General features: G+C 49.2%; 17 protein-coding genes. 6 read left to right on the top strand and 11 right to left on the bottom strand.

Annotated elements, in window-relative coordinates; all coding sequences use genetic code 11:
* The first annotated feature begins 22 nt into the window (after positions 1-22).
* Together MUG84_RS09320 and MUG84_RS09315 are read left to right on the top strand one after the other, a co-directional pair.
* On the top strand, positions 23-451 hold the full coding sequence (locus MUG84_RS09320) for a DUF4440 domain-containing protein (protein WP_244724173.1): 429 nt from the start codon (positions 23-25) through the stop codon (positions 449-451).
* Between the two features lie 45 nt (positions 452-496).
* Positions 497-1,999 (top strand): amidase family protein, encoded by a 1,503-nt coding sequence (locus MUG84_RS09315; protein WP_244724171.1) that lies wholly within the window; start codon positions 497-499, stop codon positions 1,997-1,999.
* A gap of 99 nt (positions 2,000-2,098) precedes the next feature.
* On the opposite strand, the gene MUG84_RS09310 is transcribed toward MUG84_RS09315, so the two are convergent.
* From MUG84_RS09310 to MUG84_RS09275, 8 genes are all read right to left on the bottom strand, one after another.
* A complete protein-coding gene (locus MUG84_RS09310; protein WP_244724169.1) occupies positions 2,099-2,389 on the bottom strand; it encodes a hypothetical protein in 291 nt (96 codons plus the stop codon).
* A 56-nt stretch (positions 2,390-2,445) separates the two neighbouring features.
* Positions 2,446-3,414 carry an L-lactate dehydrogenase gene (locus MUG84_RS09305; RefSeq protein ID WP_244724167.1) on the bottom strand — a complete coding sequence of 323 codons (969 nt, stop codon included), beginning with the start codon at positions 3,412-3,414 and terminating at the stop codon, positions 2,446-2,448.
* 119 nt (positions 3,415-3,533) lie between these two features.
* Complete coding sequence (locus MUG84_RS09300; RefSeq protein ID WP_244724165.1) at positions 3,534-3,833, bottom strand: hypothetical protein; 300 nt, start codon at positions 3,831-3,833, stop codon at positions 3,534-3,536.
* A gap of 161 nt (positions 3,834-3,994) precedes the next feature.
* Positions 3,995-5,173: an NAD(P)/FAD-dependent oxidoreductase gene (locus tag MUG84_RS09295; RefSeq protein ID WP_244724163.1), complete on the bottom strand. Its 1,179-nt coding sequence runs from the start codon at positions 5,171-5,173 to the stop codon at positions 3,995-3,997.
* A 37-nt stretch (positions 5,174-5,210) separates the two neighbouring features.
* Positions 5,211-5,651 carry a DUF1641 domain-containing protein gene (locus tag MUG84_RS09290; protein WP_244724160.1) on the bottom strand — a complete coding sequence of 147 codons (441 nt, stop codon included), beginning with the start codon at positions 5,649-5,651 and terminating at the stop codon, positions 5,211-5,213.
* A gap of 551 nt (positions 5,652-6,202) precedes the next feature.
* Positions 6,203-6,727: a CcdC family protein gene (locus tag MUG84_RS09285; protein WP_244724157.1), complete on the bottom strand. Its 525-nt coding sequence runs from the start codon at positions 6,725-6,727 to the stop codon at positions 6,203-6,205.
* Between the two features lie 102 nt (positions 6,728-6,829).
* A complete protein-coding gene (locus MUG84_RS09280; protein WP_244724152.1) occupies positions 6,830-7,402 on the bottom strand; it encodes a TetR/AcrR family transcriptional regulator in 573 nt (190 codons plus the stop codon).
* A gap of 2 nt (positions 7,403-7,404) precedes the next feature.
* Positions 7,405-8,121 (bottom strand): MBL fold metallo-hydrolase, encoded by a 717-nt coding sequence (locus MUG84_RS09275; protein ID WP_244724149.1) that lies wholly within the window; start codon positions 8,119-8,121, stop codon positions 7,405-7,407.
* Between the two features lie 356 nt (positions 8,122-8,477).
* Here MUG84_RS09275 and MUG84_RS09270 point away from each other — a divergent pair, with 356 nt between their 5' ends.
* Together MUG84_RS09270 and MUG84_RS09265 are read left to right on the top strand one after the other, a co-directional pair.
* Entirely contained in the window at positions 8,478-9,083 is a 606-nt protein-coding gene (locus MUG84_RS09270) for an RNA polymerase sigma factor (protein ID WP_244724146.1), read from the top strand.
* Positions 9,031-10,644, top strand: a complete 1,614-nt coding sequence (locus tag MUG84_RS09265; RefSeq protein WP_244724144.1) for a DUF4179 domain-containing protein — start codon at positions 9,031-9,033, stop codon at positions 10,642-10,644. The genes MUG84_RS09270 and MUG84_RS09265 overlap by 53 nt, the downstream gene beginning before the upstream one ends.
* 136 nt (positions 10,645-10,780) lie before the next feature.
* Here the strand turns inward: MUG84_RS09265 and MUG84_RS09260 are convergent, their stop codons facing one another.
* Positions 10,781-11,695 carry a putative RNA methyltransferase gene (locus MUG84_RS09260; RefSeq protein ID WP_244724140.1) on the bottom strand — a complete coding sequence of 305 codons (915 nt, stop codon included), beginning with the start codon at positions 11,693-11,695 and terminating at the stop codon, positions 10,781-10,783.
* A 388-nt stretch (positions 11,696-12,083) separates the two neighbouring features.
* Here MUG84_RS09260 and MUG84_RS09255 point away from each other — a divergent pair, with 388 nt between their 5' ends.
* Positions 12,084-12,518, top strand: a complete 435-nt coding sequence (locus MUG84_RS09255) for an RrF2 family transcriptional regulator (RefSeq protein WP_244724137.1) — start codon at positions 12,084-12,086, stop codon at positions 12,516-12,518.
* A gap of 135 nt (positions 12,519-12,653) precedes the next feature.
* On the opposite strand, the gene MUG84_RS09250 is transcribed toward MUG84_RS09255, so the two are convergent.
* Together MUG84_RS09250 and MUG84_RS09245 are read right to left on the bottom strand one after the other, a co-directional pair.
* Positions 12,654-13,235, bottom strand: coding sequence for an LOG family protein (locus MUG84_RS09250; protein ID WP_244724133.1), 582 nt, complete (start codon positions 13,233-13,235; stop codon positions 12,654-12,656).
* 201 nt (positions 13,236-13,436) lie between these two features.
* Entirely contained in the window at positions 13,437-13,802 is a 366-nt protein-coding gene (locus tag MUG84_RS09245; RefSeq protein ID WP_244724129.1) for a cytochrome-c oxidase, read from the bottom strand.
* A 256-nt stretch (positions 13,803-14,058) separates the two neighbouring features.
* Here MUG84_RS09245 and MUG84_RS09240 point away from each other — a divergent pair, with 256 nt between their 5' ends.
* Positions 14,059-15,114, top strand: coding sequence for a lactonase family protein (locus tag MUG84_RS09240; protein WP_244724126.1), 1,056 nt, complete (start codon positions 14,059-14,061; stop codon positions 15,112-15,114).
* Positions 15,115-15,118: the final 4 nt, after the last annotated feature.

Raw genomic sequence — 15,118 nt, 5'->3', positions numbered from 1 at the left:
TGATATCAGTAGGAAACAATCTTTGAATCTTTCAAATCGAATTTTACAAGGGCGTGGTTACGTGTTTAATGAGGCGATTGCCGCGGTAGAAGAGTACCGCAGAACGATTAATGAAGGAACGGTTGAAGAGGTAAATGCATGGATATCGGATGATTTTATCGGATATTTCGGTTATTATCCGGACCGGGATTACGAGATTTACCGGTCCGAGCACTACAAAACGGACAACATTGAAACGCTCGCACTGTATGAGGGAAAAGAGCCGAATTGGAACTATATCGATCTGGCCCGTAACATGCGCTCAGACAATGAACTGATCGTGTCGGCTATTGTTGACTTCAGCCTGAAAGGCGTAAAGGTCGCGAGCGTGCTGGCCATGGAAGTATTCCGCAAGGAACTGGGAGCGTGGAAGCTGTACAGACAGCATATGGAAAAATATGCGGATGTCTAACTTTGTATGGCTTGTCTCCTTTCAATCCAAATAGAGGTGATTTGAATGGAAAATATAACGAAAATAGAAGATTGGATTATCGAAGCCGACATCCCGCGGATGCAGACTGCCATGGAATCCGGAGAGACAAGCTCCGAGGAAATCGTACGAACCTACTTGAAACGGATAGAGCAGTATGACGGAAAACTGAGATCCATTATCGAAATTAATCCGGAAGCATTGGAGATTGCGCAGGCACTGGATGAGGAGCGGTATGTTAAAGGCAGCCGGGGACCGCTGCACGGCATTCCCCTGCTCCTGAAGGATAATATTGATACTCATGACGCGCTGCATACCAGCTCGGGAACGCTTGCCCTGGCGGAGCATGTGGCGGCGGAGGACTCTTTCGTAGCCGCAAAGCTGCGCAGAGCAGGCGCCGTTTTCCTCGGGAAAGCGAATATGACCGAATGGGCCAACTTTATGGCTCACGGGATGTGGGCTGGATACAGCACCCGGCGCGGGCTGTGTCTGAATCCATATGGTCCGGGTGAGCTGTTCGTTGGCGGCTCCAGCTCAGGTTCGGGCGCGGCTGTGGCTGCCAACCTGTCTGCTGCAGCCATCGGCACAGAAACATCCGGTTCTATCATCAGCCCGGCGAGCCAGAATATGCTGGTTGGCATCAAGCCAACGGTGGGTCTGGTTAGCCGCTCCGGCATCATTCCGATTACCCATACCCAGGATACCGCCGGGCCAATGGCCAGAACCGTTACTGACGCGGCGATTGTGCTGGGAGCGATGACGGGCGTGGATGAACGGGATGAGATTACGAAGTCGAGTCAAGGGCATCTTTTATCCGACTATACGCCATTTTTGGATGCCTCTTTTCTGAAGCAGGCGCGGATCGGCATTCCGCGGTATTATTACCGGGACCTCGACCCTGACCGGATGCAAATTCTCGAAGATGCGATTGAGGTGCTTCGCAGCGAAGGGGCGACGATCGTTGATCCAGTGGAGCTGCCATGCCAGGAAACCCCGTGGAGCTGGAATGTCCTGCTCTATGAATTCAAAAAGGGTGTTAACGACTATCTCGCGACGCTGCCGGACAACATGCCTGTTCATACGCTGGAGGAGGTCATCGCTTTTAACAATGAACACGCTGAACAGTGCCTGAAATACGGTCAAAGTGTATTAGAGGAATCCGAGGCTACGAGCGGAACGCTGACGGAGCCTGAATATCTGGATACGCTCCGCGTGAATTCAGAAATGTCGCGGGCACAGGGAATAGATTATGCGCTTGAGCAGTATAAGCTGGATGCACTGCTGTTCCTGGGCTGTGAAGAGGGTGACGATATCGCGGCCCGAGCCGGATATCCGGTCATTACTGTGCCGGGAGGGTATGCGGAGGACGGAGTCATTGCCCCAGGCGGCTACATCACCAAAGGCCCGGTAGGCATTACATTCATCGGGACAGCTTACAGCGAGCCCGTACTGATCAAAATAGCTTACGGCTATGAGCAGGCGACGAAACACAGGGTACCGCCGGAGATGAGTAAGCTTGAGGAAGTGTGAGGGACAGGATGGAAAAAGGAGCCGTTAACCTCTGCCAGTCCGGAAATGGTCTTCATTTGCCGGAAGGCGGGTTAAGGCTCCTAAGAAGGTGGTATTTATTCACTTTGATTTCTGGCTTATCTGAATCCGGCGCAGGATCGTGATCAGCGCGATGGAGGGCAGCAGCAGTATGCTGGTGTCCAATGGCTGATCATACCATAACTTTTGCCCCACCTGAAAACAAAAGGCCAGAAGCATAATAACGCCCAAAAGCAGTAAGGGATCTAGATTCAGCGGCCTGCGCAGCACCTTTTTGAAAAAGAACTTCAAACCGAAATATGCAACTGCAAAATAAAATCCACACATTAGCACGATGGCCAGGATCAGGGCAAGGATATTCAGAGGAATCAACTCCGATCACTTGGGTTATATTCCATTATATCCCTTTTCATCTGAATTCGAAAGGGTCAGCCTTGCTGGATCGGTTCCAGATTCAAGCCTTCCAGATTGTTTCGGATAAGGTCACAGGAAGCATTGAAAAGCTCTTGCTCCTCCTCATTCAACTTCAGCTCCAGCAGTTCCTGAATGCCGTCGCTGCTGATAATCGCCGGCACGCCGGCACATACGCCGTGTTGGCCGTACTCACCATCGAGTATGGCGGATACGGCGATGATTTTATGCTCATCATTTAGCACAGCGCGGGCGATGTGGGCAATCGCGCTGCCGATGCCGAAATGCGTCGAGCCTTTGCGTGTGAAAATCTCCCAGCCCGCATCCTTGGTTTTACGGGAAATATCGCTTAGATCTAAATGCTTAAAGCGCTCCTGATGCTGCGCCAAAATATCGAGGATCGGCTTGCCGCCGATCGTCACATGCGACCATGCCACAAATTGCGATTCCCCGTGTTCTCCAAGGGCGTAGCCGCTTACGCTGCGTGGATCAATGGAAAAGATATCCGACAGCAACGTTTTGAGCCGGGAGGTATCGATGGAGGTTCCCGAACCGATTATGCGATGGCGCGGAAAACCGGTCAGCTTCCAAATCATATAGTTGACGATATCCACCGGATTTGCAGCCGTGATAAAAATCCCATCAAAACCGCTTTCCACGATCGGGGTGACAATTTGCTTTGTAATTTCGGCAGCTTCCGCTAGTACATCCATCCGGTTCTGTCCCGGTTTCGGATTGACCCCGGCCGTTATAATAACTACGTCTACATCGGCACAATCTGCATAGGTTCCTGCAAAAACAGTTGTCCGCGTATTCGTAAAATCAATACAATGTGACAAATCAAGTGCCTGGGCCAAGGCCCGGTCGTACGTTCGGCCAATCATAATTATCTCGTCGCAGATCGATTGATTGATCATGGAGTAGGCGCAGCTGGATCCAACCATGCCGGAGCCTACGATGGCGACTCTTCTTCTTTTGCGATTCATACGCATCCGCTCCTTCATGAATATTTTACACGAGAATATAATGAAAATCCTATTACGGACAAAATCAGCGGAATACAGTTGAAAATCGCCTGTAAACGGTGAAAACCGGCAGCATCAGCTTACCCGGTTAAAGAGTGTTCTATTCCCGATCCGTCCAGATTCTGACTCCAGGGCAGTGAATGCGACTGCCTTCCGGCACGCCAACCCATAATTCTGACGTCAGGTCTCCAGTACTTGTATAGATGGGTGCCGATCGAGCTTCCCAGAATCGCGATAACCTCGTGTCCGTTCACACGCTTCAGTCCCGCATATAGAGCGGAGCTGAACAGGATTTCCACCATAACGAATCTGGCCAATTCAGCCCGGGTAAACACCCAAACCTTAAATTCCGTATGTTGAGCCGCTGCAAGCTTCCGCATGCTTTCCTCCTTGCTTTCGTCATCAAACCCCTTTTTTAGGATATAAAGAAGCTTGATATTTGAGAACATGCGGACAAGTTCGAATTTTTGTTTCAGAGTTAAAAAAACCCCTGCCCAAATGATCACATTTGAGCGGGGCTTTATTTTGAATGCTATAGAAATTAGTAAGCCAATGTGAACAACGCATGGATGTGGGAGAGGTAACGGATGTTACTTGCTTCCTTCATCATGGTTGCAGGCAGACCTTTAAGAGAAATGTTGTTTTCGCCTACAGTTGCTACTCCGTCTTTGCGTCCAAGACTTGCCAGTGTACCGGAGTTCACAGGAGCGAAAGTTTTGAATGCTTTGTCATTCAGATGAGCGTAAAGGTTGTAACCGATCAGCTCGCCCATTTGCCAAGCGATTTGAGCCGTTGGAGGGTAAGGGCGACCGTCTGGAGCGAATACAACAGCGCTGTCTCCTGCTACGAATACATCCTTGTGGGATGTGGATTGCAGGAATTCGTTGACGGTTGCGCGTCCACGGTTTACTTCAAGACCGGATTCGCCAACAAGCGGGTTGCCTTGTACGCCGCCAGTCCATACGAAGGTGTTGGTAACGATTTTTTGGCCGTCTTTCAGGTCAACTACGTTGCCTTCCACATTCGTTACAGGCAGACCTGTCAGGAATGTTACGCCGCGTTTTTCGAGGCTTTCTGTGGCACGCTCAATGAGGTGGTCAGGAAGCACAGGCAGGATTTTAGGGCCGGCTTCAACGAGCATCAGTTTGATTTCAGCTGGGTTAACGCCGTATTTTGCAGTCAGTGTTGGCATGATATCAGCGATTTCGCCGACAAGCTCAACGCCAGTCAAGCCGCCGCCGCCGATGAGGATCGTTGCATCAGCTTCGTCTTTAGTTTGAGCATAAGCTTTGATGCGATCTTCGATATGCTGGTGAATGCGGTTGGCATCTTCAGCAGATTTCAGAACCATGCTGTATTTATCAAGTCCTGGGATACCGAAGTAAGCCGTGATGCTGCCTAGGCCAACAACCAGAGCGTCATAAGTCAGCTTGGAGCCGTCGGTCAGTTTGATTTCTTTGCTGTCTACGGAGAAAGAATCAACCTTTGCGATTTTCAGATCGATGTCTTTACCTTTGAACAGTTTGTCGAGAGGCATAGCAATGGCTTTTTCAGCGATGCTGCCTGCAGCCAGACGGTGAAGCTCAGTAATGATTTGGTGAGTCGTATATTGGTTCACCACGGTTACGCGCGCCTGATCTTTGTTCAGATATTTGCGCAAGGTCAGAGCAGAGAGAAGTCCGCCATATCCTGCACCCAAAATGACAATATGTTTTGACATAGTTTTTCCTCCGTCCTTACTGGTTATATTGAGAGAATTATTTTTGTTCTTTAGCCCGTTCAGCAGAAACTTGGAGATATGCGTTCACGAAACGGAACATTTTTTGCGCTTGAGGATCCTTCAGCAATTTGAGCAGACCAAAAAGACCGATCACTTCATGGCTCTCCTCAGCACGGTCTTTTGCTTCAATTACGTTGGCTGCAACATTTTTAGCGGATTTGATGACTGGAGAAGCCATTTCCGAGATTGCGCCGACAGTGTCGCTTTTCAGCGTTTTGTCCGTAGCAACGGATTGAGCGAAGTCATAAGACTTTGTCAATACATTCACAAGCTCAGTCAGCTTTGGAAGATGGTTAACCAGAGTGGTCAAAGATTCCTGAACCTCAGGCTTGAGCAGCTGGTCCAGCAAATCATTTTGATCTTGGCTGATAGGCGTGTTCGCTTGTTCAGTCTTTGCATCAGTAATTGTTTCTGACATGTCCATTTCTCCTTTGCGTAAGCAGCAATGCTTATAGTTTTATTAAAAAAGGGCTGATAGACCCTTTTTAGACAGTGGGGTCTATAACCGGAAGACCTTCCTCAGACGAAAAAGGTCGTCTATATCACCATTTCCTATGTTAACATAATGCTCACTAAAAGGATAATGAAGCATTTAAGGTGATAGGCACAAATTGTGAAGTTTTACACATATATACGTCATCTTGGTTCGAATTTCTCTGTTTTGCTTCATTTTTACGCTAAAAACGTGATGAAAACCACAGCGCGTCGGCAAAAAGCAGATTATCATCCCGGATTCGCGTTCATTCTCCCATAGGTTCTTCAAATCAACGGGACGCTATGCACAAGAACTCATGAAAAGTGACGATAAGAAAAACGTCTATCGACGTACTTCCACAGATGACAGACCGCGTTTAGCAGAAGTTTTTCTTGCGATTATAGAACGGTTCAGCTTCGCTGAAATTTATAAGTTCTATAATCGCAATAAAACCGCCCCCCTCATGCCAAAGCATGTGGAGAGCGGTTCTATTATCAAGTCTGGGGTATGTCAGGGGTGAGCGGATTTCCGTTCAATTCGCCTGAAGCCTCGATCGAGCGGTACTGTTTCAGCATGAAAATTCTCCAGCGGACGATCATGCCGAACGCCAGCAGGAAGAACAGTGCGCCGGACTGCGGAATCGAAACATACACATCAATGACCTGGTGGAGCGCTGTACGTATGATGAGCAGGACAAACAAGATAACGATAAAGCTCTTGGAGCGTCTTGCAAAAACCTGTCCTTCTCTCACCTCGAATTTGGTACTACGGATCAGTGGATATGAAAATATGAACCAGCCTACGAGGAAGGCAATTAAGGCCCAAAGCCATGGAACCCGTACTTGCGGCGCCACGAACATCACGAAGCCTGATGCCATGCCAAGCGGCGGGATGATTATTTTTTTGATGGTAACCGGTCTATTGCTGGCCTTCAAACGGAGAAAAATAACCATGAGTGCCAGAAACACAGCGCCCACGGTAGAGATGATCTGAAGATATGAGTGACTAATATGAGCCAAGTGTAAGACTCCTTTCTAAATATAATATAATTAATCACGTATAACTATATTATATCACATGCAACAAGAAGTAAACTTGAAAATGATATGACATTTTTGACATTATGCTCCGGATTTATTCAAATGCATTCCTTTTAAAAAGGTACGCAGTACATATTGCACGCTTTCATCCAGGTGCAGATCCATTTGAAAGCCGCCATGCTGCTCCAGTGTCGCGAATCCGTGCAAAAGGCTGCGCAGTCCGCGGATCGCATGCAGCGTTTCTTTCTCACCCAGGCGGTAAGGCTCCATGATCCGTAAAAAAAGGTTCAGCAGCTCTTGCTTAGCGGTGTCGAGATCTTCATGCTGTTGCATATTTACCTTATAAAAGGCTTCGTACAGACCTGGCCGGGACTCAGCAAACCGGAGGTAGGCCTCACACAGGCTGAGAATGGCTTCATCGCCAGATTTGCCGATGACAGCGTCCCGTGTCGTGTCGACGAGAAGATGCAGGCAGTAAACCGTGAGCGCCGCACGCAGATCAGGAAGTCCATTCACATGATTATAGAGGGAAGGCGAGCGGACGTTCAACTTCTGCGCCAGTGCGGCGAGCGTGAGGGAGTCTAGCCCGGATTCATCGGCCAGCTCGGCGGCGGAAACCAGCAGGGTTTGACGGTCGAGTCCCATCTTAGCCATCGTTATTTCACCTCCTGGAAGGCGACTTCGGCACGCTGGATGGCTCGGCTCATGGCTTCCAGCGGCTTCTCCAGCATCCGTCCATGACCTACGGCAAGCCAGGAGGGCTGAAGCTCGGCGAGGCGGCGTGCGCTCGCAAGAGCAGCATCCCTATTCCAGGTTGCCATTGCCGGAAAAGGAAACAGCGGCTGCATGTGTCCGGATACGGCGATCCCGCCCCGAATTTGGAATGCGTCACCGGCAATCAGCACCTGGCTGCGCATATCCAGAAATGCCATGTGGCCTGGGGTGTGCCCGGGTGTGGCAACGGCCAGCAGCGATCCAATCCGGTCTCCGTCCTGAAGGAGATGGTCGGGTTTGGTGCTTATTTTCTTCGGAACATCACCCTTGATCGGTGTCTGCGGCTCTCCCTCTTCAAGAGCGCGGCTGCCAGCCAGCAGCTTCTGATCCCGGCGCGATATATAAACTTTGGCGGTTGGAATGGCTTCCTTCAGCCCATCCAACGCGCCGACATGATCTCCATGGGCATGGGTTAGCAGGATGCGGGTGATGGGTTTACCGAATGATTCCGCAGCTTTCAGAATACCCTTAAGACTAAATGGAAGGCCTGCGTCAATCAGGGTGAGACCGTCTTTTTCTTCAACCAGATATACATTAACCGGAAACAGGCGGGGCATAAAAGACAGCTGGGTAACTTGATGAACCGTTGTTTTTTTCATAATGAACATCCTCCCATGCGATTAAACTAATCATATTAGTATTATAACTAACCACATTAGTTTGCGCAATCGGAATTTCCCTAAAATGAGAAAATTGGGTGTTCACACTAAGAAAAAGTTTATCGACGTCATTTCAATGCAGCTCTATATAATAAATGAATGAAATATCATAAAAAAGCGTTTTCAAATAGGGAGAATAATACTATAATGTATTTGTAAACCCTTTCATATGTCTAATCTGATTTATGAGCCCTATTGCGAAGGGCTCCTTTTTTTGTGCAAAAATGAGAACAAATGACGGCTTCGTCCGTCTACCTAGTATATAAAGGTCAGAGGAAGAGCAGGGGAGGATTGTTATGACAGACCCGTCACGGGACGCTGCGCTGGTCAGACAGGTGCTGGCCGGACATAAGGAAAGCTTCGCGCAGCTGGTGGATGCACATAAAAACAAAATATACGGTTTGCTCCGGGGGATGGGCGCATGCCCGCAAGACGCCCAGGACTACACGCAGGAGGCTTTCCTGAAGGCTTACCGCAAGCTGGCGAGCTTTAGAGAGGATTCCAGTTTTGCTTCTTGGCTGTACGCGATTGCCGTAAATGTGATGAGGGATGCGGGGCGGAGAAAAAAGGACATTCCGGCGGATGACAGCGTTCTGGGTCAAGGACGGCATCACACCGAAACGCCGGAATTAGCCTATCTTCGCAAGGAAAACGGCCGGGAAGTACAGCAGCTATTAGACCAGCTTCCTGACAAGTATCGTATTGTGCTACTGCTAAGGTATACAAATGAGCTCAGTTATGAAGAAATCGCTGGGATTGCCGGCATCGAAGTGAATCAGGTACGCAACCGGCTTCACAGGGCTAAAAAGTCCTTATGTAAAATAGTCAAGGATAAGGAGGGGATGAAGAATGAAATGCTGGAAGCTGTCTCAGACAAAAGAATACATTCAGTCTGGAAATAACGTGGATGAAGAACTGAGTTTCCATATACAGATGTGCCCTGAATGTCAGTCGTTGCTGCGGCTGGCTGAAGAAGAAGAACAGGCGTGGATGGGGCTCCTCTTTTCGGAATCCTTGCCTGACGGGTTTACGGAACAGGTGATGGCGTCTCTTGAAGAAGTGGACATAGAGCCCGAAGAGCAAGTTCCACCGGCTTCCGCCGCTAAACGTACCCGCAGATCTCGGCGTTTGCTCAAAAAGAGTATTCTCTGGATCGCATCGCTTTTTATTGTCACAGGGGCATTTACACTATACGCGAAGCCGTCCATTGCTGATTGGGTAAGGTCTATTTTTTCCAAGGAGACAACAGACAGCGGCATTATCGATGCCCGCCAGCTCGGAATTTTGCAGAATCCCCATGTGAAGGTGAAGGATAAAGGCTATACCCTGGAAATCAATGAGGTGGTTGCGGATGCCACTAGGCTTGTCATGGGAGTCAAAGTGACGGACCCACAGGGGAAGCCTCTAGTTTATCAAGTCGATTGGAATGACTTGTATATTACAGACATGAATGGTAAAGAGGTAGCACAGCTCAGGGGAATGGAGGGCTCGGATTCGATCGAAAAATTGACGTTTGTTTTTACCAAAGAAATTCCTACGGATGAACTGAACGTGGAGGCCCGTGTGAATCGGATCCGGATCCCATACTCCGAACAGTTTGTACAGGGAAACTGGGATTTCAAGTTCAAGCTTGATATGAAGAAGGCGAATGCCATGAATATCACAACACCTCTGAATGAGAAATATACCACGCCTGACGGTATGCAGATCGAAATGGAAAAGCTGGTCCGGACACCAAGCGGGGTACGGCTGGAATTGAGCACGACTCTAAGCTCTGAAGCTGCAAAACGTTCTCCGGGAGAGCTGGAAGGCCAGCAGCAGCTGATGTTTCATTTTGAAAATGAGCAGGGGGAGGATATATCGAGCGTGAACAATCTCCGGGGTGGACATCCGGAAACCATCATTTCACAAAATAGCGAGCTGCAATCAGGCAAACGGCACTGGACCTATACATTCAGATGTCTTCCTTATGATCGCCAGAAGCTGCGCTTTGTGTTCGACGGATACTCCATTCCGGTGAAAAGCGGCGCATCAGTGGAGCTCGTTCCAAGTGAGCTTAAGAATCATCCGGTCATTTTCAAGGATCAGGGGGATGAGCTTATATTAAGCGATTTTTGGGTGGATCAGGACCCCAACCTGCAAGAGCAGGATCAGCAAAGGGTGAGTCTCATCCGGATGACAGGAAAGTACCGGAACATGTTTGACCATGACGTTTGGATTGTGAGGGATCCGGGCGGAAAGGAATTTCCAGTGACTTTTAGAGGATCCTTGAGCTGGGGGGAGATCAGCGAGGCTTCCGGAGATCCCGGCTTTATCGTGAACGGCATGAACACGCTGCCTGCAAAAGCTACCTTGGCCCGCACCGTCACAGACAAATGGTATGACAACGTGAAATGGTCCTTTGAGCTTCCAAAGGGAAAACCCATTCCGGGGTTGAAGAATGCGGAGCCACAAAATTATTGATGCATGCTTCAGCGGGCACCCTGCGATGAACAGAGAATGAATTGAACCACAAAACAGGAGCTCTCTTACGGCTTGACGCCATGAGAGAGCTCCTGTTTCTGCGGTAGTATTCCGCCATGGAAAGGACAATGCCGCTTTAGCTTTTAAACTGGCAACGTACTTGCCGTCCCCATAAAATATAAAAATCAAACGTAAGCCTGAAGAATGGATGGGCCATGAGTGCCCGTATCTTCTCCTCTGGCGCATGCCATGTTAAAGGCGTCATCCGCAGCATGGCTTTCAGATGGAGCGGGTCCAATTCAATTTCGTATCGGACGCGCTGCTGCTTCATTTGTGGGAAATGCCTGACGAAGAGCGTGGCCGTATCGTCCGGCACTTCCCGCTCTGTAGGGACAGATCGGCCGAGCAAGATCTCCCTGAATTCCTGCAAATATCCGGGACCCGGAATGACCTTCACAAGCATGCCCGTTTCCGTCAGCAGTCGCTTGAACTCTACGTAGTTGGAAGGGGAGAGGATATTCACAATAACGTCGAAGGTCTGATCCTGAAACGGGCTGTGAGCCAGATCGGCCACGCACCATAAGATGTCTGGGCTACTCTTGGAGGCTTTTATGATCCCAGGCTTGGATGAGTCGGCACCCACGGCCAGGATATCCCGGTTCGTACAGGCCGGCAGTTTATTCCGGAGATGCATCAGATGCGATCCTTCGCCGCACCCAGCGTCAAGGACGGACAGCGGATTTGGTGCTAACCGCAGCGGGAGACTGCCTGAGATTCCCGAAACCAAGCTGTCCAGCAAAGGATCGAAAAAACCGCTGGCGTTGATCAGCCTTCGAGCCTCGAACAGTTCTTTATCGTATTTGGAAGGCTTGGCGCCTGGAAGCAGGTGAACGTATCCATCCTTGGACAAGTCAAAATTATGCCTCGCCGCGCATGCAAGGCTCCGTTCCACATTCATTTTCATGGGTAAGAAGCAGACGGGACAGCGGAATATATGTTCATTTAAAGCCATCAGGCGCGCGCGCGTGAGGGACATTTCTTTATTAGACAAGGCAAATACACCCCATTCATTCGTTTTTTGTCAAATGAAAAAGGCGCAGCTAAATAAACCCGGGGACTAAGCATTCAAAAAAAAGCAGCCGGGCCGATTTGGTCTGCACCTTTCATTAACGCAAACGAATGTAATGGATCATGGCTTGTGTTTCATCTCCTTGGCGTAAAGAATCTGGAAGATAACCTCCACCGCTCTATTGTAACGCAAACCCGATTCAGGATAAAATCACAGGAGTGAGGTTTATCTTTTATAAGGGAAGTCACACTAGAACTAAAAGCGCTTCATTTCAGTTTTGCACGCCCTCAGCGCATGCTGGAAAGAGGACTGTCTTAGGTTGACACCACCAACTGTTAACCATATAATTACAGTATAAGGAGGAGCGAAAATGAATAGTGAGTTTAACATTGCCGTCCATTGTTTAACCCTTCTTAGCTTAAAAGAGGATCATATGGCTAACAGTGAAGAGATCGCAAAAAGCGTCTGCACGCATCCTGCCCGCATTCGCAAAGTGCTTGGCCTGCTGCGCAAGCATGGATATGTGGCGACTAAAGAAGGGGTTGGCGGAGGATATCTGCTGAATCCCGGCACAGAAAACACGACGCTCGGGGACTTATATCGTCTGCTTGCCCAGGGTTCCCTGAAGCCCAGCTGGTGCTCCGGCGGTGATGAGCTGCCTTGCGAGGTTGCGGCCAATATCCAGGGGATTATGGATCAAATATACGGCGGCGGGGAATCGGCGCTTGAGCGTTATCTTGATGGGATTACGATGAAGGATGTCAAACATCAGATTGAAGAAGCCGGAACAGCGGACCCGGTTTAAAACCGAATATCACATCATGGTAAGCAGTTCCAGATGAAGGGGCTGCTTTTTTCACAAATAAATGAACAGAGGCAAAACAGACCAAGAGAGCGTTGAAGGCTTCTCCTGGTCTGTTTTTTGCTGCGCCAGTTTCTTTTAAGTCTGATCCGGTTTAAGAAACGTCTTCACGGCCGGCGGCTCATAGGTATTGAATTGATCGAGCAGCCCTGCCGGATCGGTATCCACCATAGCCATCGAAAGATATTTTTCATTTACAAATTGCTGGTCTGCCATATGCTGAAAAAATGCCAGCAGCGGATCATAGTAGTTATTGATGTTCAGAAGTCCCAGCGGCTTGTGGTGAAGTCCGAGCTGAGCCCAGGTGTATATTTCAAAAAACTCCTCCATCGTGCCAGGGCCGCCAGGAAGAACCATAAAGCCTTCGGACAGCTCGGCCATTTTGGCCTTCCGTTCATGCATGGTATCCACAATAATCAGCTCGGTTAAGCGCTTATGGGAGATCTCCTTTTTGTCCAGAAAGTCGGGCATGACCCCGATGACTTGTCCACCTTCCGCCAAAACGGCATCCGCCACCGCGCCCATCACGCCGATGCTGGATCCTCCATACACGAGCGTAATTCCGCGCAGGGCCAGTTCTGCTCCTAATTTCTTCGCGCCTTCCACATAAACGTCGGACGCTCCTTTACTGGATCCACAAAATACAGCTACTGATTTCACTCCGATCTCCTCCTGTCCATATGTATATCTCTAATCTATACTGTTAATCGTTAACCAATCAGTGTTCTTGTATGCGGTGTATCATTGTTCTTAATTATAAGGTCTGAGGTAAGACACATAAAGGAAATTAATGCCTTTAGGGCATATTTAGTAGATAAGCCCTGCTTGCACAGGGCTTTGGTCTCTTTGCATGCTGTGAAATTAACGCGTTACATTTTTCAGAACGTTGATCATGAAAGTGATGATGCCGAGTGTGACCAGAACGCCGCCGGTTGCGATCACAGGTTCCATATGGGCTACCTCATTCACATACAGGATGAGCCCGATCATCATGACAGGAAGGCCGATATTATGCAGCCAGAAATGGACCTTCGCAAGCGTATTTTCGCCCGCATTCGGAAACAGGTAATAAATGATGCCTGTCAACGCCAGAGACGCCCAGCCGAGCAGATTGATGTGTGCATGCACGGAAGCATAACCGAATTTGTGTGTCATGGACATGAACATGCCGAAAAGAATCCCGATAACGAGGTACACAGAGGCGATTTTGATGAGCTTGATTCCCAAACGCCGACTCCTCCTTCAAATGGTTTCAGTTAACCATATTGTGGCGAACCAAGGAGTATGACGGACCGTGTAACTTAATTTTATAAGGGGCTTGGCTAAAACTGTTACTGGGTAATATAAACAGAGATACGCAGCGGGCTCATCCTTAGCATAAGCAAGTTAACATTGCCGTGGGACCTCTAAACCCTTATTGTAGGAATAACGGAAAGTTATTGATTTCAGACGATTCAAAAGATGACAAAGGAGTGGATTTCATATGAGTAACAGCACAAGCTTGTTTTATACCGGTACATACACCGGGGCGGATGAACAGGGGATATTCCTGTGTTCTCTGGATTTACATAACGGACGTATGGAAATCGTGAATGGAACAGACGGTATTGCCAATTCGTCGTTTCTGACCATGAACGAAGCTAAGGACCGTTTGTATGCGGTCAGCGAAACCGACGAAGGGGCAGTATACGCTTATTCCGTCGATGCGGAAACAGGCGAATTGCATTTGCTTGACCACAAGCCGACGAAAGGCGCGGCTCCTTGCTATATCTCGTTGACCCAGGACGGCAGCCATGTGCTGGTGGCTAATTACACAAGCGGACATGTCAATGCTTACCGCATCGGAGCTAAGGGAGAGCTGGAGATGAGCAGTCTGATTCAGCACACCGGCAGCAGCATCAATCAGGAGCGCCAGGAAGGGCCGCATCCGCATTCCGTGTTCCACGATCCGGAAGGGAAATACGTGCTTGTATGCGATCTCGGACTGGATCAGATTGTTTTTTACCGTCTTGAAGATGGCAAGCTGGTATCGCATCATGCCGCGAAGACGGCTCCGGGAGCGGGCCCACGGCATTTCGATTTCCATCCGTCCGGCCAATGGGCTTACGGGATCAACGAGCTGGACGATACGGTAAACGTATATGCCTTCGATTCGCAGGCAGGGGATTTGAAAATATTGCAGACGCTCTCGGCTCTTCCGGAGGGTGCTGCCCGGGGGAGTGCTAGCGCGGACATTCATGTCACGCCATGCGGACGTTTCCTGTATGCCTCTAACCGCAGCGAAAACAGTATCGGGCTGTATCACATCGATCCGTCCACAGGCTTGCTGACTTCGGTGGAGTGGGTATCTACCAACGGACAAACGCCGCGGAATTTCGCTATTTTTAAAGGCGGTTATGTGCTCGCGGCGAATCAGAACAGCAATACCATCGTTTCCTTTAAAATCGACAAGGAAAACGGTCGGCTGACTCCTACGGGTCATGTTCTTGAGGTACCGAAGCCGGTCTGTATTCTTCCTGTCGCCAAGTGTAAACATTAAATCG

The organism is Paenibacillus mangrovi, assembly GCF_022898935.1.
In the GTDB taxonomy this organism is placed as follows: domain Bacteria; phylum Bacillota; class Bacilli; order Paenibacillales; family Paenibacillaceae; genus Paenibacillus_AQ; species Paenibacillus_AQ mangrovi.
The sequence above is the reverse complement of the archived record's forward strand: the minus strand, read 5'-3'. Positions and strand labels throughout refer to the sequence as shown.

Bases quoted from the DNA above. Each gene is read 5' to 3' on its own strand.
- MUG84_RS09315 (WP_244724171.1), top strand. From the start codon at position 497: ATGGAAAATATAACGAAAATAGAAGATTGGATTATCGAAGCCGACATC.
- MUG84_RS09305 (WP_244724167.1), bottom strand. From the start codon at position 3,414: ATGAATCGCAAAAGAAGAAGAGTCGCCATCGTAGGCTCCGGCATGGTT.
- MUG84_RS09300 (WP_244724165.1), bottom strand. From the start codon at position 3,833: ATGCGGAAGCTTGCAGCGGCTCAACATACGGAATTTAAGGTTTGGGTG.
- MUG84_RS09295 (WP_244724163.1), bottom strand. From the start codon at position 5,173: ATGTCAAAACATATTGTCATTTTGGGTGCAGGATATGGCGGACTTCTC.
- MUG84_RS09290 (WP_244724160.1), bottom strand. From the start codon at position 5,651: ATGTCAGAAACAATTACTGATGCAAAGACTGAACAAGCGAACACGCCT.
- MUG84_RS09280 (WP_244724152.1), bottom strand. From the start codon at position 7,402: ATGGCTAAGATGGGACTCGACCGTCAAACCCTGCTGGTTTCCGCCGCC.
- MUG84_RS09275 (WP_244724149.1), bottom strand. From the start codon at position 8,121: ATGAAAAAAACAACGGTTCATCAAGTTACCCAGCTGTCTTTTATGCCC.
- MUG84_RS09270 (WP_244724146.1), top strand. From the start codon at position 8,478: ATGACAGACCCGTCACGGGACGCTGCGCTGGTCAGACAGGTGCTGGCC.
- MUG84_RS09265 (WP_244724144.1), top strand. From the start codon at position 9,031: ATGAAATGCTGGAAGCTGTCTCAGACAAAAGAATACATTCAGTCTGGA.
- MUG84_RS09255 (WP_244724137.1), top strand. From the start codon at position 12,084: ATGAATAGTGAGTTTAACATTGCCGTCCATTGTTTAACCCTTCTTAGC.
- MUG84_RS09240 (WP_244724126.1), top strand. From the start codon at position 14,059: ATGAGTAACAGCACAAGCTTGTTTTATACCGGTACATACACCGGGGCG.